At 70.2% G+C, this 22,842-nt stretch carries 16 protein-coding genes; 3 read left to right on the forward strand and 13 right to left on the reverse strand.

Annotated elements, in window-relative coordinates; translation table 11 throughout:
• Window positions 1-11: 11 nt before the first annotated feature.
• From ABGB14_RS03730 to ABGB14_RS03745, 4 genes are all read right to left on the reverse strand, one after another.
• Entirely contained in the window at window positions 12-1,316 is a 1,305-nt protein-coding gene (locus ABGB14_RS03730; RefSeq protein WP_347642087.1) for a hypothetical protein, read from the reverse strand.
• On the reverse strand, window positions 1,303-2,778 hold the full coding sequence (locus ABGB14_RS03735) for a pectinesterase family protein (RefSeq protein WP_347642088.1): 1,476 nt from the start codon (window positions 2,776-2,778) through the stop codon (window positions 1,303-1,305). Before ABGB14_RS03735 ends, ABGB14_RS03730 begins: the two co-directional genes overlap by 14 nt.
• A 224-nt stretch (window positions 2,779-3,002) precedes the next feature.
• Window positions 3,003-4,883 (reverse strand): calcineurin-like phosphoesterase family protein, encoded by a 1,881-nt coding sequence (locus ABGB14_RS03740; RefSeq protein ID WP_347642089.1) that lies wholly within the window; start codon window positions 4,881-4,883, stop codon window positions 3,003-3,005.
• Between the two features lie 172 nt (window positions 4,884-5,055).
• Window positions 5,056-5,595, reverse strand: coding sequence for a MarR family transcriptional regulator (locus tag ABGB14_RS03745; protein WP_347642090.1), 540 nt, complete (start codon window positions 5,593-5,595; stop codon window positions 5,056-5,058).
• A gap of 99 nt (window positions 5,596-5,694) precedes the next feature.
• Here ABGB14_RS03745 and ABGB14_RS03750 point away from each other — a divergent pair, with 99 nt between their 5' ends.
• From ABGB14_RS03750 to ABGB14_RS03760, 3 genes are all read left to right on the forward strand, one after another.
• On the forward strand, window positions 5,695-6,903 hold the full coding sequence (locus ABGB14_RS03750; protein WP_347642091.1) for an MFS transporter: 1,209 nt from the start codon (window positions 5,695-5,697) through the stop codon (window positions 6,901-6,903).
• A 524-nt stretch (window positions 6,904-7,427) separates the two neighbouring features.
• Window positions 7,428-8,306 carry a hypothetical protein gene (locus ABGB14_RS03755; protein ID WP_347642092.1) on the forward strand — a complete coding sequence of 293 codons (879 nt, stop codon included), beginning with the start codon at window positions 7,428-7,430 and terminating at the stop codon, window positions 8,304-8,306.
• Between the two features lie 433 nt (window positions 8,307-8,739).
• On the forward strand, window positions 8,740-9,642 hold the full coding sequence (locus tag ABGB14_RS03760; RefSeq protein WP_347642093.1) for a metallophosphoesterase: 903 nt from the start codon (window positions 8,740-8,742) through the stop codon (window positions 9,640-9,642).
• Window positions 9,643-9,764: 122 nt separating this feature from the next.
• Here the strand turns inward: ABGB14_RS03760 and ABGB14_RS03765 are convergent, their stop codons facing one another.
• The 9 genes from ABGB14_RS03765 to ABGB14_RS03805 form a co-directional block, all read right to left on the reverse strand.
• Complete coding sequence (locus tag ABGB14_RS03765) at window positions 9,765-9,974, reverse strand: DUF397 domain-containing protein (protein ID WP_347642094.1); 210 nt, start codon at window positions 9,972-9,974, stop codon at window positions 9,765-9,767.
• A gap of 278 nt (window positions 9,975-10,252) precedes the next feature.
• On the reverse strand, window positions 10,253-13,186 hold the full coding sequence (locus tag ABGB14_RS03770; protein WP_347642095.1) for a glycosyl hydrolase: 2,934 nt from the start codon (window positions 13,184-13,186) through the stop codon (window positions 10,253-10,255).
• A gap of 80 nt (window positions 13,187-13,266) precedes the next feature.
• Window positions 13,267-15,066 (reverse strand): right-handed parallel beta-helix repeat-containing protein, encoded by a 1,800-nt coding sequence (locus ABGB14_RS03775; RefSeq protein ID WP_347642096.1) that lies wholly within the window; start codon window positions 15,064-15,066, stop codon window positions 13,267-13,269.
• Window positions 15,063-16,919 (reverse strand): right-handed parallel beta-helix repeat-containing protein, encoded by a 1,857-nt coding sequence (locus tag ABGB14_RS03780; protein ID WP_347642097.1) that lies wholly within the window; start codon window positions 16,917-16,919, stop codon window positions 15,063-15,065. Before ABGB14_RS03780 ends, ABGB14_RS03775 begins: the two co-directional genes overlap by 4 nt.
• Window positions 16,916-17,683, reverse strand: a complete 768-nt coding sequence (locus ABGB14_RS03785; protein WP_347642098.1) for a hypothetical protein — start codon at window positions 17,681-17,683, stop codon at window positions 16,916-16,918. The genes ABGB14_RS03780 and ABGB14_RS03785 overlap by 4 nt, the downstream gene beginning before the upstream one ends.
• Before the next feature lie 8 nt (window positions 17,684-17,691).
• On the reverse strand, window positions 17,692-19,683 hold the full coding sequence (locus ABGB14_RS03790) for a hypothetical protein (protein WP_347642099.1): 1,992 nt from the start codon (window positions 19,681-19,683) through the stop codon (window positions 17,692-17,694).
• A gap of 2 nt (window positions 19,684-19,685) precedes the next feature.
• Window positions 19,686-20,492, reverse strand: coding sequence for a carbohydrate ABC transporter permease (locus ABGB14_RS03795; RefSeq protein ID WP_347622522.1), 807 nt, complete (start codon window positions 20,490-20,492; stop codon window positions 19,686-19,688).
• On the reverse strand, window positions 20,489-21,421 hold the full coding sequence (locus ABGB14_RS03800; protein ID WP_347642100.1) for a sugar ABC transporter permease: 933 nt from the start codon (window positions 21,419-21,421) through the stop codon (window positions 20,489-20,491). Before ABGB14_RS03800 ends, ABGB14_RS03795 begins: the two co-directional genes overlap by 4 nt.
• Window positions 21,418-22,689, reverse strand: a complete 1,272-nt coding sequence (locus ABGB14_RS03805; RefSeq protein WP_347642101.1) for an extracellular solute-binding protein — start codon at window positions 22,687-22,689, stop codon at window positions 21,418-21,420. Before ABGB14_RS03805 ends, ABGB14_RS03800 begins: the two co-directional genes overlap by 4 nt.
• Between the last annotated feature and the right edge of the window lie 153 nt (window positions 22,690-22,842).

Raw genomic sequence — 22,842 nt, forward strand, 5'->3', positions numbered from 1 at the left:
ATATTCCGATATTAGGTTGTGATATTTGAGGTGTCAAGATCCCAGAGGATCACGGACAGCGCGTGCGGCGAGATGGTGTGGTCCTCGTGCGTGGCGTCCTCGAGGATGTCCCACCGCCCCTCCTCGGGCCGCCCGCCCGCGAGCAGCGCCACCCGGTCGCGCACCGGGGCGTGGTAGGCGCGGTGCCCGACCCCGTTGAAGCAGCAGTCGTCGAACCGGTTGAGAATCTGCAGCTGGCCACGCCCCCGGCCGATCGAGGCCAGCACGTACATGTCGAGGAAGTCGTCGGACTCGGCGGCGTAGAAGCCCGGCAGCGCCGCCTTCGTCTGCTCGAAGTCGCCGATCGTCGGGCTCGGCTTGGGCGAGGCCGGGCGCAGGAAGAACGGCAGCGACCCGGCCACCGGATAGCTGCGCGTCACCCGCGGGTCGAGCGCGGAGTAGACCGTGGTCGTCCAGCCGCCGCCCGACAATCCGACCATCTCCACGGAGGCCGGCCGGTACGTCGCCGCCGCGTAGTTCAGGGTCACCGTGAGCGGTTCGAGGAAGAAGGTCAGCGTCGAGAACCCGGACCTCTCCCAGGGCGGAAGCTCCTTGTGCGAGGGGCCGGGCAGCAGCGTGTCCGGGTCGTCCGGGTCGGCGATCTGCTGGGCGTTCCAGTGGTGGAACGGCATCGCGTACGCCATCACCCGGTAGCCCCTGTCCAGCAGCGCCTGGACGGTGCGGAGCATGGTGTCGAACGGCTCGCCGTGCCCGTTGTGGTAGAGGGCCAGCCGCCGGTTCCAGCCCTTGCGCGGCAGGAGGTCGTACACCTTGGCCGAGACGCGGTAGCGCAGCGGGACCGTCAGCAGGTCGATCCTGCGCACGCCGGTCAGCGAGGCGAAGTCGGGCGCGTCGACGCCCTTCTCCACCTCCGGCAGTGACGTGGGCAGGCCCGCGCCCTTCCAGATGTAGTCCGCCATGGCCGTGCGCCTGGCCGCGATGTCGGCGGCCGAGTGGATGCCGATCAGCGGCTCGATGTCGACGCCCGCCACGGCCCCGGGCAGCGTCCGGTACTCGGGGCCGAACCTGGCGGCGATCTCCTGGTTCACCGGCGCCACCGGGCGCGGCGGCCGCTTGGCCCCGGGCCCGCCCGCCGCGGCCGTCCCCGTCGTGGCCCGGGCCGGGCTCCGGGTCGTGGCCGCCGAGGCCGGCGCCGCCGCGCCCGCGACGGCGGCCGCGCCGAGCCCGCCCAGAATCCCGCCCAGCACGCCGCGCCGGCTCGCCGCGCCACTCACAGGGCCGGCCGCGCCGGGGCCCTTCTCGTCACTCGTGTGCATCAGATCGGCTCCCGTGCTCTCCGCGGTGGCCCCGCTCCGGATCCCAGCCGCCCAGGACGAACGCCGGGTCGCTCCACTGCTTCGCCTCGGCGTCCGTGAGCTGGCGCGAGCAGGCCAGCCGCTGCGAGGTGTCGATCGCGCGGCCGGACAGGTCGGTGCTGCCGTGCTCCCAGAAGGACGTCTGCTGGGCCTGCGCGCAGTCGTTCGGGTCGATCTGCCAGCCGGCCGGGTCGATGTGGCCGTCCATCTCGGTGTCGATGTACACGACCTGGCTGTGCGTGAACCGCCACACCGCGCTGCGGCTCAGCGCGACCGAGCCGTCCGGCACGCCGGGCGCCCGTGTCAGCTTGGTCCTGACGAACACCGTGCCCGGGCGGGTCTCGTCGTTGCGGCTCTGCGAGATGTAGCCGCGGTCCGTCGACTCCAGCACCGTGTCCTGGATGAACACCGTGCCGGTGCCCCAGACGAAGTCGGTGTCGCCGCTGATGTGGCTGTCGCTCACGAAGCCCTTGCCCTGCAGGCGCAGCGTGTCCTGGAAGCTGCGCAGGTGCACGCGTTCGAGCGCGATGCGCTCGTTGTTGCCCCGGAACGCCTCGGCCTGCGAGCCGCCGTCCGGCGTCGTGTTGTGCAAGGTGACGTCGCTCATCCGGAAGTCGGACGCGTCCACCCCGAACGAGGCCCGCCAGCAGTTGTGCAGGTCGGACGTCTCCAGCACGCGGCGCGGGCACACGTCCTCGGGGCCGCCGTCGCTCAGCGCCTTGTCGCCGTTGCGCAGGTCGTTGTTGGGATAGCGGATCACGGTGCGCTTCGCGCCCGAGCCCTTGATGGTGATGTGCGGGCGGTCCTCGCGGACGTAGACGATCTCGGTGTAGACGCCGGGCCGCACGTCGATCGTCACCGGGGTCGTGTTGCCGGTCGGCACCGCGTCGATGGCGCCCTGCACGGTGCAGAAGTCGCCGGTTCCCTTGGCCGACACCGTCAGCCGGCCCGGCTTGGGCTCGCGCCTGGTCGTCGTGAACCGCCAGGCCCGTGGGTCCCGCACGCCGTCGAAGCCCGCGAACACGCCCTGGTCGACGGTGACGTAGTACTCCTGGCCGTACTCCAGCCCGTGGTGCAGGTAGACGTCGGCCCGGCGCCCCTCGATCATGATCGATTCGTACGAGAAGTCGTGCGGTAGTCCCGTGTCGGAGATCGCGCTCCCGACGTTCTTCCTGTCGGTCCTGGCGGTGGCGGCCTCGATGCGGTCGGCGAGCGTGCCGTCGGCGCGGCGCACCTCGATCGCGCCGGTCGTGCCCAGGGCCGGCGGCTCGGGGAACGTGATGGTCAGGGGCGCGTCGACGCAGGTCCCGCCGCCCCGCCCGGGCACCGAGAAGCGCGGCTCGTCACCCGCCTCGGCCTGTGCGGTCACCGGGCATAAGACGAGCGCCGCCGCGGTCGCGAGCACCGTGATGGTTGCCTTCACCTGCACCTCTCATGGCGAATGGATAGTTGGCTGTGAATAAATATGTATACGTCTCAACAGGTCCGGTCAAGGCCGCAAAGCCCTCTGTTCGCTCGCATCCATGGCTTCCGCAGGGCGTCGGGCAGGTTCCCAGGCCGGGAAAGGGCCGACGAGGAGAGGCCGCGGACGCGCGAAGGCCGCCACCCGATGCGGGTGGCGGCCCCGGAGAGACGGGCGGGAGAGCCCTACCGTTGTTCGGCGACGGTGAAGCGCAACTCGTCGGTGAACTTCCGGCCGTAGGAGTCGGTCGCGGTGACCCTCGCCCTGTGCTCGCCCTCGGCGAGGTCGGCGGGCAGCTCGAACCGCCAGAGATGCATCGACCGGTCCGCGATGCTGGCGTCGCCCACCAGTTGCCGCGCGACGGCGTGCGGGTCGGACCACTCGGGGCCGACCAGCTGGTCCTCGCCACGGAGCTCCTGCGTACGCGTGGCCTCGCGCGCCGGGCCGTGGTCGATCGAGACCTTGACCGTGGAGCCGGTGGAGCCCATCCAGAAGTTGGTCGTGAGCCAGGTGCGCCCGTTCAGATCATCGCGATCCACGACACTGGGGTCACCCAGTTCCGGCGCCTCTCCTTGCTGATCCTCGTTCCAGGCCTGCCGCGCGGCGTACCACTCACGATAGGCCGGGCTGTTGAGGCCCAGCTGCGTCTGCACCCTGTCGCTCTTGCCGGTCACCGTGTACCGCTCCTTGAAGGAGCTGCCCCTGATGTCGAGGGTGAGCAGGCCCGGCATGCCGCCGTCGCGTCCGACGGCCACGGGGTAGCCCTCGTCGGTCAGCTCACCCGAGTACCAGTCACCGGAGATGGCGCCCGCCGTGATGTGCGGGAACGGCAGCCCTTCGACGCCGAAGAGGTCACGCCAGCCCTGGGCGAGGTCACCGGTCTTCATGTTCTCGATGGAGTGGCTGTGCCCGGAGACGGCGACGGCCTTGCGGCCGTCCAGCAGTTCGTGCACCTTGCGGACCTGGTCGACGTTGTGGATCGGGCTGCCCTCGTCGGCCCAGTTCAGCAGGGAGATGTGGCTGGCGACCACGATGAGCTTGCCACGGTCGACCTCGGCCAGGTCCCGCTCCAGCCACGTGAGCTGGTCCTCGCTGAGCCTGCCGTTGTACGCCGGCTTGCCCGCCGGGTCGTCGCACTGGGGCCGCAGGCCGTCGGCGTTGTCGACGTCGGGGGTGCACGGGTAGCGCACCGTGTTCAGCGCGACGACGTGCACCTCGCCCACGTCGTACGAGTAGTACGCGGGCGCGAGCTGCGCGCGGAAGGTGTCGAACGAGTGCTCGGCGGTCTCGGCGTCGAAGTCGAGGTCGTGGTTGCCGGGCAGGAACCGGGCCGGCCCGTTGGTCAGGCTCGTGAGCTCCTTCACGTCCGGGTAGAGCGACAGGTCGTCACCGACGACGTCACCGATGAAGAGGGTGCCGCATCCCTGGTAGTCGTGGCGCTTCGCGAGGTCGGCCATCGCACCCTTGCGAGCGTAGCCGATTTCCGTCTTGTTGTAGGGCTGCAGGTCGCCCGCGATCACGCAGTGCTGTTCCCTGGTCTTCGTCCGCGTGCTCCGGACGACGGGGAAGTTCACCGCGTTCGGAAGGGCGCCGGTGGGGGCGATGCCGCCGTAGCGCAGCTCGGGCGAGCCCTCGGGCAGGTGGTTGTAGTGGAACTGCGCCACGTTGGACGCGTCCACCGGCACCTGGTAGCCGGCCGGCTGCGTGATGAACACCGTCATGTTGTCGTGGACGGGTAGCCGGTAGCGGCCGCGGGAGTCGGTGGTCACCACGTCGCGCCCGTTCGACACCACGACGTCGCGCAGGCCGCGCTCGTGCCGGTCGTGGACGCTGTCTCGGTCACGGTCGTCGAAGACGGTCCCGGTCAGGACCGAGGGGTCGGCCGGGCCGTCAGGGGTGCGGACGACCTCGACGTGGCCGCGGTAGGCGGTGGTGTTCCAGGCACCGTGCAGCGTGCTCGCCGCGGCGCCCGAGGCGGGGCCGATCGCGACGGCTGAGCCGGCGGCCAGGGAGGTGAGGGTCAGGGCGACGCGGAGTCTGATGCCTGCTCGGGAGGGACTCAACATAAGCGTTCTCCGGTGAGTCGTTCGGTGCGGCCGTCATGGCCGGCCGGACGATCTTTTCGGAGCTAGCTGAACAGCGACCCCTGCGCGAGAGAACGCCAGCGGTATGGAGATCGGCCCGCGGGTGATCCCACGCGCGGGCCGGCGGCGGCGGGCCCGCGCGTGGGATGGCCGGTCATCTGCGGGACGGCGCCGCGCCCGCCTGCGCCCCGGCCGGGGCGTCCCCGTGGCTGAGCAGGAGTTTGCGCAGCAGGGCGGCCAGCTGGTCCTGTTCGGTGGGTGACAGCGCGGCCAGGGACCGGGACTCGCCGCTGACGTGGTCGGTGACGGCCTGGTCGATGAGGTCACGGCCGGCGTCGGTGAGGGTGATCAGGACGCTGCGGCGGTTGTCCGGGTCGGTTTCGCGGGTGACCAGGTCGCGGCTCACGAGGTGGTCGATCCGGTTGGTGATCGCGCCAGAGGTGACCATCGACGCGCCGCTGAGGCCGCCGGCGGTCATCTGGTACGGCGGCCCTGACCGGCGCAGCGTCGCCAGGATGTCGAACTCCCAGGGCTGGAGTTCATGGCGGGCGAACACGGCACGATTGCGCTTGCTGAGCGTCTGGGCGGCGCGGGAGATGCGGCCGATCACGCCCATGGGCGAGGGGTCGATGTCGGGGCGCTCGGCCCGCCACTGACGCAGCACGTGGTCGACGTGGTCCTCGGAGTGCTCCATCAAGACTCCTTAACATTGAAGTGTTTGACACCAAGATAACCCATCTTCTACGATCCTCAGTGTTGAAAAGTTCAACATTGAGATTTTGAGGTGGTTGTCATGTCCGTGGACACCGCACCCGTCGCCAGCGCCACGCCGGCGCCCCCGTCCCCGAACGTTCCGCTGCGGAGCTGGCTGGCCGTCATCGCGGTGGCCACCGCCACCTTCGCGATGGTCACCGTGGAGTCGCTGCCGGTGGGGCTGCTCACCGCCATCAGCGGCGGTCTCGGCGTCTCCCCAGGGCTGGCCGGGCTGACCGTGACCCTGCCGGGGCTGCTGGCGGCGATCTCAGCCCCGGTCCTGCCGATCCTGATCCGCCGGCTCGACCGGCGTCTGGTGCTGCTGAGCCTGCTCACGGTCATGCTCGCGGCGACCCTCACATCCGCGCTCGCGCCCAACTTCGGCGTGCTGCTGGCCTCCCGCGTCTTCGTCGGCATCGCCATCGGCGGCTTCTGGGCGCTGGCCGCCAGCGTCGCCGTCCGGCTCGTACCCGAACGTCACATCCCCCGCGCCACCTCGCTGGCCTTCGGCGGCGCCACCGCCGCCAACGTGCTGGGCGCTCCCGCCGCCACCCTGATCGGCGGGCTGACCGACTGGCGGATCGCCTTCGGTGTGGTCGCCGCCCTCGGCGCCCTGGTCGCCGTCGCGCTGCACGCCCTGCTGCCCAAGCTGCCCGCCACCACGACCGTCTCGCCGCGCACCCTGGTCGCCCAGCTGCGCAACCCCGCCGTGCGCGCCGCGGTGACCGCCACCTTCCTCCTGGTCGGGGCGCACTGGGCCGCCTTCACCTTCATCAGCCCGATCCTGCAGCAGACCTCCGGGCTCGACGCCACGCTGATCGGCCCCGCGCAACTGGCCTTCGGCGTCGCCGGGATCCTCGGCACCTTCGTCGCCGGGTCCGCCGCCGCCCGCGACCCGCGCCGCGCGCTCATCGTCGCCGGTGTGCTGCTGGCCGCCTCCCTGGCCCTGTTCCCCCTCGTCGGCGCCACGCCGGCCGGCGGCCTGGTCCTGCTGGTCGTCTGGGGCCTGGCCTTCGGCGGGGTGCCCGTGGGCGTGCAGAGCTGGATCTTCAAGGCCGCTCCTGAGGCAGCCGAGGCCGCCACCGCGCTGAACACCTCGATGTTCAACCTGGCGATCGCTGTGGGCGCGGCGGTCGGCGGCGTCATCGTTTCGATGACCGGCACCACCGGCGTCCTGTGGATCGGCGCGGCACTCGGCGTCGTCGCCGGCCTGGCCGTCTGGGCCACCGGCCGCTCCCTGACCAGGTGAGCTGTACACCGAGGCAACGGCCACGTGGCGCGCTCGATCCGGACCGGCTCCGGCGGGCGCGCTTCCTTTTGAGCGGTCACAGACGGGCGCGCACGCTGTTCCAGCTGGGTTGATCGCGTGTCATATCCCCGGCCGGCGAGCAGGTCACGAACGTGGCGAAGCCGTTCGACGTGTCCCTCGCACATGGTGTCCCCCATTCGACCTCGCCCAGGGAGAGCACCTTCCGAGGCCCGCCGTCCGGCTCCCCCAGGACCACCGCGTCCACCTCGTGGCCGGACCGGCGTTCCCGATCATTGACGACGCCGTGACCGACCTCCGCCAAGACGCCGTTGAAGGCTTCGGCTCCTGCGAAGTCCGCGGCCCAGGCGCGGCAGACCTCTTCGAAAGAGCGGGCGGGCGTCGCGGACCGCGAGGGTGCCGCTGCCGTGCTTGACGAGCCAGCCGGCAGTACTTCTCCGGGAACCACTCTTCGTTACGACAGAATCTCCGTCACTGTTCGAGTTCGTTATGTGACAATGAGTGTCATGCCGTCCCCCCGACACGACGCCCTCGTCCAGATGTTCACCGACCGCCCTCAGCTGGTGGTGGAGATCCTGCGTGACCAGATGGGAGTGAACCTGCCCGACACTCCACTGATCCAGCAGGAGGAGCGCACCTTCAACACGCGGCCCTCCGACGACATCGAGGCCGACCTGGTTCTCACTCTTGGGCCACCGCAGTCCCCCGCACACGCCGTCATCGTGGAGATCCAGCAGGGCACGTCCAAGGATCCTCGGCAGTTCGCCCGCTACGCCGCCTCGTTGTGGCTGCTGCTGGGCTGCGACGTCACGGTCCTGGTCGTCTGTCCCGACCGTGCGACCGCCGCCTACTACGCGCAGCCGATCGATTCAGGGCTGACCGGCTACCGCCTGCAGGCGCGCGTGCTGGGGCCGGACGGCATTCCGGTCATCACCGACCCCCAGGAGGCCGCCGCTCACCCGGGCCTTGCAGCCATGTCCGTCATGGTCCACGGTCGTGACCGCAAGGTCATCGAGGCGTTCGCCACAGCACTGTCCACCACCCGTGACGATCACGCTACGAAGTACGCTGAATACGCCTACAGCATGTCCGCGCCCGAAATTCGCTGCCTCATGGAGGAGATCATGACGTCCACCGACTGGCCCGTCTACACACCCTGGGGTCGCGAGCACTACGGCCGCGGCCTCAAAGAAGGCAAAGCGGAAGAGGCGGCCAGGATGGTGCTGCTCGTGCTGACCGCCCGCGGCTTCGACGTCCCCGACGACACCCGTACCCGGATCATCTCCTGCACCGACCTGGCGCAGCTCGAGAACTGGGCTACCCGCGCGGCCACCGCCCGGATCCTCCAGGACCTGTTCAACGAACCGGGTGAACAGTGCCGTTAGCGCACGTCCCGCGGTTTACGGGCGCACACGCTCCTCCCGTAGGGCACCAGCCCGGCGGGTCCCAGCAGTCCGTAAGGCGTCACGGCGACCGGCACCACCGGCGTGCTGTGGATCGGAGCGGTCCTCGGCGTCGTCGCGGGCCTGGCGGTCTGGGCCACCGGCCGCTCCCTGACCAGGTGAGCTGTACACCGAGGCAACGGCCACGTGGCGCGCTCGATCCGGACCGGCTCCGGCAGGCGCGCCTCATGCCGTCGCGTGAGGCGTTCCCCTCGGCCACCGCAGCCAGGACCGAGTGGTAGAGAGCCGCGTCGCGCAGGTCCGGCTCCTCCGCAAGGAGGTAACGCGCCTCGTGGAACGGTGGCCGGGCGGGGTTCAGTAATCGTCGGTATACGTTTTGGATCCACCTGTTTCGAGAGACCCGTGGAGGCTCGCGATGAAGATCGCATTCTTTGGCGATGTCCACGGTTGTGTCCTGCACGCGTTGGCAGGAGCCGTCACGCTCGCTCGCCGCGAGGCGGTCGAGCTCGACGCCGTGATCCAGGTCGGAGATCTGGGCGCCTTCCCGAGCCCTGCAGAGTGGGACGAGGCAGGCCACCGATTCGGGGCCGACAATCCGGCTCAAAGTGACTTCTTCCGTCTCCTGAATCCCTCACCGCGCCTGGCTGAAGGGGTCCGCCTCGCCCTCCAGCAGATCCCCCCGTTCCTGTTCCGCAGCGGCAACCACGAGGATCACCGATGGCTCGCCGGCCTGCACGACGCCAGCGCCGCCGCCGTGACCCCGGTCGACCCTCTCGGCGCGTATCACCACACGACCTGCGGACACATCGCCGACATCGCAGGACAACGCATCGCGTTCCTCGGAAAGATCGAATGGCCGGAGTCGATGGACCTCGACCATGAGGCCTACACCCGACTCATGACCCTCGAACCGGGCAGCGTGGACATCCTGGTGACCCATGACGGCCCCTACGGCATGTCGTCCTGGCGCGGCACCACCCAAGGATCAAGGAAACTGACCGAACTCATCGAGCGCCTACAGCCCCGCCTGCACATCAGCGGCCACTACCACCATCAGAACGGCCCACGCCGCTATGGCGCGACAACCTCCTACGCACTTGCCCAACTCATCCCGCCCAAGGTCAGGAGAAGGGACTCCCTGCCGATCAACCCCCGGCAACAGATCGCTCCAGGCAGCATCGGCCTGCTCGACACCCGAACCTACGCTTTCGAATACATCCACTCCCCATGGCTCGCCGACATCCACGGCGACCAACTCGACCTGGCGGCACTGGTAGCCCGGCGAGAGCGCTGCAAGGGGACTGGGCCTCGCAGCTGACGTGGTCGGTGACGGCCCTGTCGATGACGTCGTGGCCGACGTCGGTGAGAGTGCTGTGGATCGGAGCGGCACCCGGCGCTCTGTCGTGACCGGTCGTGGCGGGAAGAAGGCGCGGTGCAGGCTTACGGCCGGTCGAATTCACCCAGCTTCGCGCCGGCGATGAACGCTCGCCATTCATCGGCAGTGAACATCAGCACAGGGCCGCCGCGATCCTTAGAGTCTCGGACGGCCACCCTGTCGCCGATGAACGCGACCTCGGTGCACTGACCGTTGCCGCCGCTCTTGCTGCTCCTACGCCATTGGGCTTGGGACAGGTCGGAGGTTTCGGCCATGCCCGCACGTCCTTTCACTTCAGCTCGTCTCCGGCCTCGGCAAGGAGGCGCCTCGTTACCTCGGGGCTCACCGCGACGGCCCGGAGATGCTCAAGAGTCATGGTGTAACGCGCAATGTCCGATTCCGCTGCCAGCCGGTAGTCCAGAGTGGGGACGACCAGTTCCAGGCCCGCCGCAGGTCCAGGGCTGCTTGGAGGGCGGACGGCGGCTCGGGGTAGACCTTCACCAGGTAGAGGAGTTCGTCGATCACCAACGGAAGCGGAACCGGCATACCGCGTTCATGGCCGCACCCGTCCCTCCCCGTACGGCACCAGCCTGACCGGTCCCTTCAGCCCGTACGGTTGCCGCTTCAGCCCGCCGTAGACGTCCGGGTCCGCCACCCTGAGCCGGTTGCCCAGCGGGGTGGCCACCTCGACCTCGATGGTGTTGGGGCCGCGCCGGACGTGCGGGCCGAGGTCCACGATCGGGTGGAGCTGGTCGACGGGGTCCAGGCGCCGGCCGTTGACGCGCACCCGGCACGTGTCGGTCACCTCGCCCAGCTCCAGGTACGCCGGGCCGTCCAGGTCGACCGTGGTGGTGTAGGTCCCGATGCCCGACACGTCGGCCAGTCCGGGGAGCTCCGCCCAGGGAGCGAGCGTGTCCAGGTCCAGCTCGTGGATGACTTTCGAGGTCTGCGTCGGCGTGGCGCCGGGCTGCCAGTCCTCGACCCTGAGCCGCCACGACGACAGCTCCACGGGCGGGGGGACCTCGCCGACGGCCGTGGTGACGGTGCGGCCGGTGGAGAGGGTGGTGGTGTAGGCGCCTGCCTTGGCGGCCCGGATGGAGAGGTCGCCGCCGGTGTAGAGGGCGCGGTCCGCGTCGGTGGCGGTGGCGTGGGGGAGCCGGCCCGTACGGTCGCCGAACAGCCCGGCCCGCGCGATCGCGACGATCCGGGCCTGCCCGGGCCGGAGGGCGACGCGCAGGCGGATCCCGTCGGGCTCCTCCGTGTACAGCGCGATCCGCTCGGCCCGCCCGGTCCACGGGTCCAGCAGGTACGGGACTCCGTGGCGGTCCGCGCGGGCCAGCGTGACGTCGTGGTCGATCGGGGCGACCGGCGGTTTGGGGTTCTCGACGTGCTTGCCGTTGCACAGGTAGTAGTAGTCGATCTTCCCGGCTGACCGTCGCAGGGTGAGCAGCGTGCTGGGGGCGGCGTACCGCACGTCGGGCCGCACGCCGAGGGAGGCGAGCGCGCCGGGGACGTCGGCCTGGCCGGCGACCATCCGCACCGTGGGCTCGGCCAGCAGCGCGGCGACGAGTTCGCGCAGCCGCTCGTTCTCGCCGTCCCGGGGCAGGCCCGGCACCGAGGCCGACTCCCACGCGCCGAGCAGCACGATGGGCAGCCCGGCCCGCGCGTACTCCAGCAGGCGCCCGGCCACCGGCACCGTCATCGTGGGCTCGGCCGCGTAGAACTTGTCGCCCTCGACGAACAGCGCCTTGTAGGCGGGCCCCGACGGCGCGAGCCGGCCGCCGGAGACGCGGGCGGCGGGCAGGTCGAGCAGGGGGCCGCTGACGAACTGGTGGGTCCAGCCGGTGGGGATGCCGTCGCCGGTGAACCAGGAGGCGCCGATGCCGGTCTTGGTGTAGCCGGTCTGCCGCAGGACGGCGACGTCGGCTCGGGGCACGCCCTCACGCAGGACCTCGTGGACACGGGCGAGATATCCAGAAATATCGGATACGTGGTGCCAGGTCGGCTGGCGCGGCCCCCACGACTCGGCGTAGCCGGCCGTCCCGTCGTACGGCGTGAACGCGGCGAACCCCGGCCAGGCCGCCCCCGGCGCGCTCGCGTAGCTGAACCCGTGCAGCACCGTCTGGTTGAGCCCCGCCGCGTACGCGCCCCCCATGGTGGTGAGCAGCCTCGTCCACGTCGTGGTGTAGGCGCCGCCAGCGTACGCCCCCGCCTCGCTGGACAGCAGCTCGTGCCCCGCCAGGTCCCGGCCGCCGGCCAGGCAGCGGTAGTCGTCGAGGTTCTTGAACCCGAGCGACTCGCCCTCGGGGATGTCCAGCACGGCCGCCGCCGCGATGGCGTCGGTCCGCAACCCGTACGGCTGCGCGCGCAGCTTCAGCCCGAGCGAGTGGGCCCAGTCGCGCAGCCCGGCGAAGTGGTGCTCGTTGAACAGCTCGGAGATCGTGTCCCAGTAGTCCTTGCGGGCGTGCCGGGTCATGGCGGCCTCGTACGCGAAGACCGGGTCCTCCTCGGCCAGCAGCACCACCGGCAGCAGGGGCGCGAGCGGGTGGCCCCGCCGCCGCCCGAACTCCTCCAGCAGCCCCGGCGTCCACGGCAGCGCGTCGGTCTCGATCTCGATGGAGTCCTCGAACAGCGCGCCGCCCGCCTTCTTCAGCAGCCGGCGCGTGGCGGGCGTGAGCAGCTCCGACTCCCAGTGGTCGATGACCGCCTGGGTGCCCGCCGCGCTGAAGTGGTCGACCACGTACGCCTCGGGCGCGGTGTGCGGGCCGGACTCGGGGCGCTGGCCGGAGCCGCGCTCCCAGTAGGAGATCAGCACCCACTCGCCGTCGGCGGGCGCGGTCCAGGTGACGTTCTGGCCGGTCACGGGCACCTCCCGCACGGAGGCGGGGTCGAGGCCGGTCTCGTCGCCGGTGGAGTGGGCGGGCTCGATCCTGGCGGCCTGGACGAGCAGCAGTTTCCGCTCGGTGACGCCCTCGCCGGGCGGTACGGCCGGTGGCGGCGCGGCGCCCGCGTACGTGGCGCCCGCGGCGACCGTGACCGAGCCGTGGGCGAGCTCCTTGACCGCGGCCGGGCTGTCCGGGGTGATGGACGGTACCGCCGCCGGCCAGGACGGGCCGATGGTCAGGTCGATGCGGATGCCGCGCCTGGCCGCCTGGTCGAGCGCGGCCTCGACGGCGGCGTTCCACGCGGGGGTGCCCCAGCCGTGGCCGGCGGGGTCGAGCACGGACTTGTCGCGGATGCTGTGGTGCACCGCCGCGATCTCCGCGCCGCCGAACCCGGCGGCGGCGAGCTGGTCGACCTCCCGCCGGATCTCGGCGGGATCGACGTGGGCGTCGGGCCACCACCAGCGCACCATGGGCCGCGCGGACCGGGCCGGGCGAGAGGACCAGATCCTCCCCGGCCCACCGGCGGCGGGCGTTCCGGAAAGGGCGAGCGTGGCCGTGGCGGTGCTCAGGAAGAGGAAGCCGCGGCGCGTCAGATCGTTCATGGGGGATGCTCCAGCGGGCCGGAGGGCGGGGGTGGAGAACGCCCGCGGGCGGGGGATCGGTCGCCGCCCGCGGGCGCCGTCTAACTCGGGACGGGGTACGGGAAGGCGCTGGTCACGCCGATCTTGTCGTACTCCATCTTCGAGGCGTCGAAGCCGTCCGCCCAGTTGGCGTTGGTGACCTCGTTGCACTGGTAGCTCTGGTACTTGTCGTCGGTCACCTTGCCGACCTCGATGTCGGCGAAGGAGAAGCCGCAGCCGCCGGCGTCCATGTGCACCCCTCGCGTCCCGCTGTCGGGCATCGACGCGTCGGGGATGACGTCGCCGATCACGACCTGGGAGACGTGGTTGGTGATCGGGTGCGGATCGGTGTTGCTGACGCCGTAGGTGTAGAAGGCGCCCATGTCACCGCTGTCCAGGCCCGCCTCCTCGATGCGGAGATACTTGAACACGTTGCCGTGCGCGTACCCGTCGCCGTCCTTGACCTCGGGGCGCACCTCCAGGCTGACGCCGTAGCGGGCGCTGTGCCGGACGACCGTGTGGCTGACCTCGTTGTCGCCGGTGTTCATGAGCTCGACGCCGGCCGCGTCGCCGGGCACGAGCTCGCCGACGTGGTGGATGTAGTTGTTGGTGAAGACGTTGTGACCCGCCACGTCGCCTTCGCCCGGGTAGCCGCCCTCGACCTTGATGCCGTCGGCGCCGATGTTCTCCAGCAGGCTGTCGGAGATCCGGATGTGGTCGTTGGCGAACAGCAGGTAGACCGCCGTGAAGCCGGTGTCGGCGATGTGCAGCCGGGTCAGGTCGACGCCCCGGGTGTTGGTGAGGGTGACCGCGCCGAACCGGTTGCGCGGCATCTCGATCTGCCGGTCGTACTCGGGGTACTTGTGCGGCACGCCGGCGTCGCCCGCGCTGATCCAGCCGTTGCGGTACCAGCCGACGAAGTCGCTGTACTGCAGGGCCAGCCCGTCGAGGGTGAGGTTCTGGACCCGCTTGTCCGGGGTGCTGCCCGCCAGCGAGACGATCGTCTGCACCGTCGGCGCCATGACCTCGTCGATCGAGCCGCGCGGCCAGTAGTAGACCTCGCCCTTGCCGAAGTCGAAGAAGTACTCACCCGGCTGGTCGAGGAAGTCGAGGGAGTTCTGCAGGAAGTAGCGCGAGCCGCCGCGGCTGTTGACCAGGGCGTAGCGCGTCCAGTGTTCGAGGGTGATCTGGTTGTCGTCCCACGACGGGTTCTGGATCGGGACGGTGTCGGTGAACCAGCTCCAGCTGCCGCCCGACCAGACCGTCACCTGCGCGTTGTCGAGGTTCCAGCTCTTGTCCCACTCGCCCGGGTTGGAGTAGAGCCACTGGTGCACCGCCTCCTTCTCCGGCTCCTTGAGCACGGAGGTGAGGTAGGGCGCCCACACGTCGTCGGACCTGCGGTTGGGGAAGCGGGCGGTGGTGGCGCGCCTGCCGTCCTCGAACAGCGTGTAGAAGGTCCGGTCGACCTTCGTCTTGTAGATGTGGCCCTTGTACTTCTGCCAGCCGGTGAGCGGCTCGGCGCCGAGCAGGCGGGCCTTGCCCGGCCCGTCCGCGCTGCGGTAGATGATCCGGTGGCCGTTCTCGCCCGAGTCGGCCTCGGTGAACTCGATGGTCTTGTCGACGACGTAGTCACCGGCCTTGACGTTGACCACGATGTCGCACTTCTGGTGCTTCTTCTTGGCCCTGACCTGGTCGCGGGCGTGCTCGATCGTCTTCCACGGGCGTTGCGCGTTGCCCGCCCCACGGTCCGCGCCGTCGGGCGCGACGTAGAACTCCACCGGCTTGCACGGGGCCTGCGCGCTCGCGGCCGGCGCGACGACCAGCGCCGCCAGGACGACCACCGCCGCGCTCACGACCTTCACTGCCGCACCTTCCCGGGCGCCGCCTTGGCCTCCGGCAGCGGGTACGGGAACGCGTCGGTCACGCCGATCTTGTCGTACTCCATCTTCGAGGCGTCGAAGCCGTCCGCCCAGTTGGCGTTGGTGACCTCGTTGCACTGGTAGCTCTGGTACTTGTCGTCGCTGACCTCGCCGACCTCGATGTCGGCGAAGGAGAAGCCGCAGCCGCCGGCGTCCATGTGCACGCCCCGGGTGCCGCTGTCCGGCATCGCGCCGGCCGGGTCGTTGATGACGTCGCCGATCACCATCTGCGAGACGTGGTTGTCGATCTCGTGCGGCTCGGTGTTGCTGACGCCGTAGGTGTAGAAGGCGCCCATGTCGCCGCTGTCCAGCCCCGCCTCGTCGATGCGGATGTAGGAGAAGCGGTTGTTGCGGGCGTAGTTGTCCTCGTCCTTGATCTCGGGGCGGACCTCGAGGCTGATGCCGTAGCGGGCGCTGTGCCGGACGTTGATGTGGCTGATCTCGTTGTTGCCCGTGCTCATCAGCTCGATGCCGGCCGCGTCGCCGGGGACGAGCTCGCCGACGTGGTGGATGTAGTTGTTGGTGATCGTGTGATGACCCGAGATGTCGCCCTCGCCGGGATAGCCGCCCTCGACCTTGATCCCGTCGGCGCCGATGTTCTCCAGCAGGCTGTCCGACACCCTGACCCGCTCGTTGGCGAACAACATGTAGACGCCCATGAAGCCGCTGTCCGACAGGTGCAGCCTGGTCAGGTCGATGTCCCGCGAGTTCGTCACCGTGATCATGCCGAACCGGTTGCGCGGCATCTCGATCTGCCGGTCGTAGACCGGGTACTTGTGCACGTAGCCCGAGTCGCCCTCGCTGATCCAGCCCGCGCGATACCAGTCCACGAAGTCGCTGTACTGCAGCGCCAGCCCGTCGAAGGCGAGGTCGTGCACCCGCTGCTCGGGGGTGCTGCCCGCGATCTGCAGGATCGTCTTCACCGTCGGCGCCATGACCTTGTCGATCGAGCCGCGCGGCCAGTAGTAGACCTCGCCCTTGGCGAAGTCGAAGTAGTACTCACCCGGCTGGTCGAGGAAGCGCAGCGTGTTCTGCAGGAAGTAGCGCGAGCCGCTGCGGCTGTTGACGAACGAGTAGCGGGCCCAGTGGTTGAGCGTGAAGAAGTTCTTGCGGAAGTCGGCGCCGCCCAGCGGCACGGTGTCGGTGAACCAGCTCCACGAGCCGCCCGACCAGACCACGACCTGGGCGTTCTGGTCGAAGTCGGCGTCCCACTCCTGCGGCACGTCCTCCGGCTTGAAGTACAGCCACTGGCGCACCGCCTCCTTCTCCGGCTCGCCGAGGATGGAGAACAGGTAGGGGGACCACAGCTCGTCGCTCGTCCTGTTCGGGTGGCGGGCGGTGGTGGCGCGCCTGCCGTCCTCGAACAGCGTGTAGAAGTTCCGGTCGATCTTGGTCTTGTAGATGTCGCCCTTGTACTTCTGCCAGCCGGTGAGCGGCTTGGCGCCGAGCAGGCGGGCCTTGCCCGGCCCGTCCGCGCTGCGGTAGGTGATCGTGTGGCCGTTCTCGCCCGAGTCGGCCTCGGTGAACTCGATGGTCTTGTCGACGACGTAGTCGCCGGCCTTGACGTTGACCACGATGTCGCACTTCTGGGGCTTCTTGTCGGCCCGCAGGGCGTCGCGGGCCTGCTCGATCGACTTCCACGGGCGTTTCTCGGTGCCGTCGCCCCGGTCGCCGCCCGAGGGGGAGACGTAGTAGTCACAGGTGGGCTTGGCCGCCGCCGAAGGAGCGGAGGCGGAGGCCGGGGCGGTCAATCCGCCGATGAGTAAGATGATCGCGCCGACAGACCTGATGATCACTGGCTCTCCTTGACGTTCCGCCACCGCTCGTACTCGGCGCGGGTTTCGGGGGTGAGTGGGTAGTAGTCGGAAAGCGCCCCGCCCTCTTCGATGCGGGCGCGGCTGTAGAGCTCCCACTGCTCGTGGTCGGCCGCCGCCTCCAGCACCTGCTGGGCGCGACGGCGCGGCACGACCACCGCGCCGTCGTCGTCGGCCACGCACAGGTCGCCGGGCAGCGCCAGCGTCCCGCCGACGGCCACCGGCACGTCGTACGCCCACGGGAACAGCTCCGCCTGCGAGGCGTAGTGGGGGGTGGCACCCGTCGACCAGATCGGCAGGCCGAGGCCGCCCACCCTGGGCAGATCCCTGATCCGGCCGTCGACGACGATGCCCGCGCCGCCCTTGCGCTTGAAGTAGCGGACCAGCATGTCGCCGAAGCACCCGGTGTAGGCGCTGCCGTACGCCTGCACGACCAGCACGTCGCCGGGCCGGATCTCCTCGAGCACGGCCCACAGGGCGGTGTGCCGCTCGACGTACTCCTGGCCGAGCCCGGAGGCGATGTCCTCGCGCTGCGGCATGAACTGCAGCGTGCGCACCCGGCCGGCGATCTTCTGTCCTTGGGCGATGGGACGCGGTCCCTCGATGAAGGTGCGCCGGATGCCCTGCGCGTGCAGCTTGGCGCAGGCGGTGGCCGCGCTGATCCGGGACAGCCCCTCCACGAGGGCGGGATCGGGTTCGGCGGGCAGTTCTCCGCGAACAGGCAGATCCCAGATGGCGTCGTCCATGAAACTCCTCAGTAGTGCTGGTGCGACGGCGTGCGGGCGCGCGCGGTCGTGTGCAGGTCGAGCCGGATGCGGCGGCCGGGCGGCAGCTCCACGAGCAGGCGCGGGCCGTCCACCGCCACCTCCTGCCCGGCCTCGGTGATCGGGGGAGTGGTGTAGGCGCGCGGGTCGCCCGGGTAGGCGTCGCCGCTGGACCTGGTGACCACCGCGCGGTCGATCCGGTGCTCGCCGAACGCGCCCGCCTGCACCACGACCCTGCGGGTGCGGGCGACGCCGAGGTTGACCAGCTCGACGCCGGTGGCGCCGGGGCGTACCGAGTCGACCAGCGCGGCCACGTCCGGAGGAAGGCCGGGACGGCGGCGGTCGGCGTCGAAGTACGCGAGCCGGGCGGGCAGCAGCCCGCCGTTGTAGAGCACCTGCGGGGTGCCGGTGGCCAGCTGCAGCAGCGCCTCCGTGACGACCGGGTTGAGCCGCTGCCAGTGGTGCACGTGGATGGTGGACAGGTCCGCGGTGTCGGCGTCGATGAGCGCCATGCGCCGCTGCACCTGGCCGAGCGCCGCCGACAGCATGGCCTCGGGGAAGCCGGGGTTGGCGCCGCGCAGGAACTCCAGCCAGGGCGCCTCGTGCCCGGCCTCCTCCTTGTTGCGGAACGGGCGCACGGTCGTCCAGTCGTAGCCGGAGCCGGCCCGCAGCCGGTCGAGCCGGTCGGCGTCGCCGCCGGACTGGCTCGCGTGCCAGAGCCAGACCGGCAGGCCCAGCTGCGGTGGCTGGAAGTCGAACCAGCCCTGGTCGTCGTGCCGGTTGGGCACCAGCATGGTGGGCTTGCCGGCCTCGTCGCCGAGCTCGGCCAGCCAGCGGTCGCTGATGCTCATGTCCGTCTCGGTGACGCTCGCCTGGACGGCGTGGCCGTACACGGCCTCCAGAGGGTCGCGGCCGATGGCGAGGGCGGCGTCGTCGCCGGTCAGCAGGTGGGCGTTGACCGCGGCGATCGCGGCGGCGGCGCCCACGCTGTAAATGCCGTGCGGCCACTGCCAGCCGTAGTTGCCGCCGTACCAGCGGCCGCCGTGCAGCTCGCCGACGGCGCCGGACGGGCCGACATTGTCGGGCAGGATCCCGCCGTTGGCCTCCGCCCTGCGCTGCCAGGCGCCGATGTAGCGCAGCGCCCAGTCGCGGTAACGCTCGTCGCCGTCGTACAGCCAGGCGTTGACGGCCAGGCTCGTCGCGGCCAGGTTGACGGCCACGTCGCCGCGGCCGATGCGCTCGCTCATCGCCGCGCCCATGCGGGCGGCGTTGCACGGGTCGGCCAGGTCCTCCCACCGCGTGATGCCCGGCAGGTCGCGCAGCGGCAGGCCGAACGGCCGCATGCTGACCAGGTCGGTGTGGTAGGAGGCCCACTCCCACTGCAGGCCGTAGCGGGGGCCGCCGGCGCCGTTGTGCGGGGCGCGGATGATGTCGCGCTCGGCGTCGTAGTTGGCCGAGCCCGGGAGGTAGAGGTCGGCGAAGCGGCGGGCGCGCTCGCGGAAACGTTCGTCGCGCGGGTCCGCGGCGCAGATGCCGTAGAACAGCAGCAGCGACTCGCCCTGGTGGAACCAGTCATAGCCGCGCTCGAACTCGTCCACCAGGTAGCCGAGCTCCGTGAGCTGCGTGGTGACGCCCTCCCAGTGGTGCTTGGCGGCGTCCAGCAGGTCGTCCGCGCCGCCCAGCTGGTAGAGCGTCGGCCAGTTGAAGAACGCCTCGTAGAAGTCGTCGGCGCCGTCCCGGTCGGCTGCCGGCCCGTGGTAGATGAGCCGCCCGTCGGGCCCGCAGTAGCGGGCGGCGAAGGCCCGCCAGGCCTCGTCGAGCGTGTCGAACAGGCGGCGCTCCAGCACCGCCCAGGCGGGCGGCGTGCCGAGCGGGACGGTCGCGGTGACGGAGGGCACGGCGGGGTCGGAGGGCGCCGAGAACTCGGGGGACTCGGGGGACTCGGGTTTCGAGGGCTCGGACGGTGAGGGCACTGTGCGCATCTTCAACCTTTCGTGGCCCCGGCGGTGAGGCCGCTGATGATGTGCCGTTGCATGAAGACGAAGAAGACGAGGAGCGGGGCGATGGCCAGCAGCAGCGTCGGGAACACCACCGTGTAATCGGTGGAGTACTGGCTGACGGCGGCGTAGACGCCCGTGGTCACCGTGTAGAGGCCGCTGCCGGGGCCCAGGATGATCTGCGGGTTCACGAAGTCGTTCCACACCGAGAACGTGTTGAGGATGACCATCGTGGCGACCGCGGGCCGCATCAGGGGGAAGACGATCTGCCAGAACGTGCGCAGCCGCCCCGCCCCGTCGACGGCCGCCGCCTGGTCGAGCACGGCGGGGATGGTGGCGATGTAGCCGGCGTACAGGAAGATCGAGAACGGCAGCGTGAGCGTGGTCTCGAACAGCACGAACCCGCGGATGGTGCCCATGAGGCCGAGGGTCTTGAGCACGTACACGACGGGGATGACCAGCACCTGGCCCGGGATGAACGTCCCGGCCAGGAAGAACAGCATGAGCACCCGGAACCGGCGCTTGGGGCTGCGCGCGATCGTGTACGCGGCGGGCGCGGCCAGCAGCACCGACAGCACGTTGACGGCCACCACGAACAGCAGCGTGACCGCGTACCCCTTGACCACGTCGAACTGCGGGTTCGTCAGCGCCCTGCCGAGCGGTTCCAGCGTGAGGCCGCCCAGGCCGAACGGGTCGCTCAGGATGTCCTGCTGGCCCTTGAACGCGTTGACGGTCAGCACGTAGAGCGGGACGAGCATGAAGGCGACGGTCGCCCAGAGGAAGGTTTTTCTCACTGGTGCACCGCCATCTCGCCGCGCCGGCGCAGCTTGGTCACCACGAACGCCAGCGCCGCGGTGACCAGCATGAGGATCACCGACTGCGCCGAGCCGAAGCCGAGGCGGGCGTCGTGGAAGGAGTTCCACAGGATGAGGTAGGCGACGGTCTGGGTCTGCCCGGCGGGGCCGCCCGCCGTCAGCGACACCACCAGGTCGTACGTCTTGAGCAGCGTCACCAGCGACAGCACGATGTTGATCGTCACCGACGGTCCCAGCGCGGGCAGTGTCACGTTCCTGAACACCTGCCACCGGGTCGCCCCGTCGATCTTCGCGGCCTCGATCAGCGAGTGCGGCACCGCCTGGAGCCCGGCCAGGTAGAGCACGACGTTGACGCCGAACCCGGCCCACACCAGCACCGCGATCATCGTGACCGTGGCCCAGGCAGGGTCGGACAGGAACGGCAGCACCTCACCGCCCCACGTGGTCACCAGGTTGTTGACCGCGCCGGTGGTGCCGAGGATGGCCGACCAGAGGAAGCCGACCACGAGGGCGCTGAGCACGTGCGGGTAGAACAGCACGATCCGGAAGAACGTGTTGGCCCGGGAGGCACCGTTCACCAGGAGGGCGAAGCCGAGGCCGAGCAGGTTGAGCCCGGCCGTGCCCGCCGCCGCGATCAGCAGGGTGACCAGGGCCGCGCGGCGCAGCTCGGGGTCGTCGAGCAGGCTCGCGTAGTTGGCGGCGCCGACGAAGGCGGGGTCGGCGCTGAAGCCGTCCCAGTCGGTCAGGCTCAGGTAGAAGGCCAGGCCGACCGGGATGACCAGCATCACCACGTAGAGGATGGTGGCCGGGCCGGCCATCAGCGCGGTCGTCAGGCCGTCGTGCCGCCGCCTGGGCCTGCGCGGCGTCTCGCGCGCGGCGGCCACGGGTGCTTCCCGGGTGAGGGTCATGAGCGTCCGGCCAGCCAGCGGTCCACGCCCTCGGCGACCTCCTTGGGCGACTTGCCCACGTACAGGCCCTGGACCTCGGTGTTCCACGCGGAGTTGAAGCCCTTGGGGAGGGTGGCGTCGCCGTAGCCCTCGCCCTGCGGGACGCCGGCCGGCGCCTGGTCGAGGATCTCCTGCACCTGCTTCTCCAGCGGGGTGAACTCGCGCTCGACGCCGGTGCGGAAGTTGCCGTCCTGGCTGAGCTGGCTCTTGACCGCGGCCGGGTCGGTGACGAGCCACTGGACCAGCTTGAGCGCCGCGTCCTTCTGCGGGCTGGACTTGAGGATCATGTACGGGGCCGCGAGCGTCGCGCCCTGCGGGCCGGGGTGCTGCTGGCCCTTGTCGACCGGGGCAGGGAAGACGCCGACCTCGAAGTCCTTCTCGGCCTTGGCCTCGGCGGCGGTGAACCAGCTGCCCATGACGTACATGCCCGACTTGCCGGACAGGAACGCGGTCTCGGCGTCGGCGTACTTCATGCCCAGGGCGTTCTTGTCGACGTACCCCTTGCCGATCCAGCCGTGGTAGCGCTCCAGGTACGGCAGTAGCGACTCGCCGGCCTTGATCTTGCCCGACGTGACGTCCTGCTGCCAGGTGGGGTGGTGCTGGGCCCGGGAGGGGTTGGAGAGCTGGAGCAGTTGGAGGCCGGTCAGGAAGTCGCCGCCGGTCTGCAGCGGCAGGTAGCCGGCCGACTTGAGCTTGCCCATGGCCGCGTCGAGCTCGTCCCACGTGGTCGGCGGCTTGTCGATCCCGGCCTTGCCGAAGGCGGCCTTGTTGTAGAAGACCAGCGACTGGGCCTGCACGCCGACGCCGACGGTGTAGATCTTGCCGCCCAGCTTGGCCTGCTCGACCAGCGGCGTGTCCTTCGCCCACGGCTGGTCGCTCAGGTCGAGCATCTGCTTGGCCAGCGTCTCGTCGGCCATCAGCGTCTCGACCACGTCGGGGGCGTTGCCGGCGGCGAGCTGCTGCGGCAGCGTGTCGGCCACGCCCTTGCCGGTAGGCGCCTCGATCTTCACGTCGATGCCGGGGTTCGCCTGCTCGAACGGCTTGACCAGGCCGTCCCAGAACGCCTGCGTGAGGTTCGGGCTGATGTTGACCAGCATCCTGACGGTGACCTGGCCGCCCTCGCTCTGCTGTGCTTGGGAGTCGCCGGCGAAGCCGCCCCCGCCGCAGCCGGTGAGCAGGAGCAGGCATCCGATGCCTGACAGGACGGGGAATGAACGGGGGGACCGCATCGCACCTCCAAGGGGCGAGATCTGCGACGCCTTTTAATGGGTCGATACTCGATTAGCGATTATTTAATACGTTGGTAACCGTGGTCGGTCAAGGGGTTTTGCTCTGCTACAAATACGTTTCCAGCGGCCGTCTGAGTCATAAGTACGTTAGAG

It is taken from the genome of Nonomuraea sp. B10E15 (genome assembly GCF_039871615.1).
GTDB lineage: Bacteria > Actinomycetota > Actinomycetes > Streptosporangiales > Streptosporangiaceae > Nonomuraea.

Coding starts and splice junctions, on each gene's coding strand:
- ABGB14_RS03730 (WP_347642087.1), bottom strand. CDS start 1,316: ATGCACACGAGTGACGAGAAGGGCCCCGGCGCGGCCGGCCCTGTGAGT.
- ABGB14_RS03740 (WP_347642089.1), bottom strand. CDS start 4,883: ATGTTGAGTCCCTCCCGAGCAGGCATCAGACTCCGCGTCGCCCTGACC.
- ABGB14_RS03805 (WP_347642101.1), bottom strand. CDS start 22,689: ATGCGGTCCCCCCGTTCATTCCCCGTCCTGTCAGGCATCGGATGCCTG.
- ABGB14_RS03755 (WP_347642092.1), top strand. CDS start 7,428: ATGCCGTCCCCCCGACACGACGCCCTCGTCCAGATGTTCACCGACCGC.
- ABGB14_RS03790 (WP_347642099.1), bottom strand. CDS start 19,683: ATGCGCACAGTGCCCTCACCGTCCGAGCCCTCGAAACCCGAGTCCCCC.
- ABGB14_RS03745 (WP_347642090.1), bottom strand. CDS start 5,595: ATGGAGCACTCCGAGGACCACGTCGACCACGTGCTGCGTCAGTGGCGG.
- ABGB14_RS03750 (WP_347642091.1), top strand. CDS start 5,695: ATGTCCGTGGACACCGCACCCGTCGCCAGCGCCACGCCGGCGCCCCCG.
- ABGB14_RS03785 (WP_347642098.1), bottom strand. CDS start 17,683: ATGGACGACGCCATCTGGGATCTGCCTGTTCGCGGAGAACTGCCCGCC.
- ABGB14_RS03765 (WP_347642094.1), bottom strand. CDS start 9,974: ATGGCCGAAACCTCCGACCTGTCCCAAGCCCAATGGCGTAGGAGCAGC.
- ABGB14_RS03800 (WP_347642100.1), bottom strand. CDS start 21,421: ATGACCCTCACCCGGGAAGCACCCGTGGCCGCCGCGCGCGAGACGCCG.
- ABGB14_RS03770 (WP_347642095.1), bottom strand. CDS start 13,186: ATGAACGATCTGACGCGCCGCGGCTTCCTCTTCCTGAGCACCGCCACG.
- ABGB14_RS03760 (WP_347642093.1), top strand. CDS start 8,740: ATGAAGATCGCATTCTTTGGCGATGTCCACGGTTGTGTCCTGCACGCG.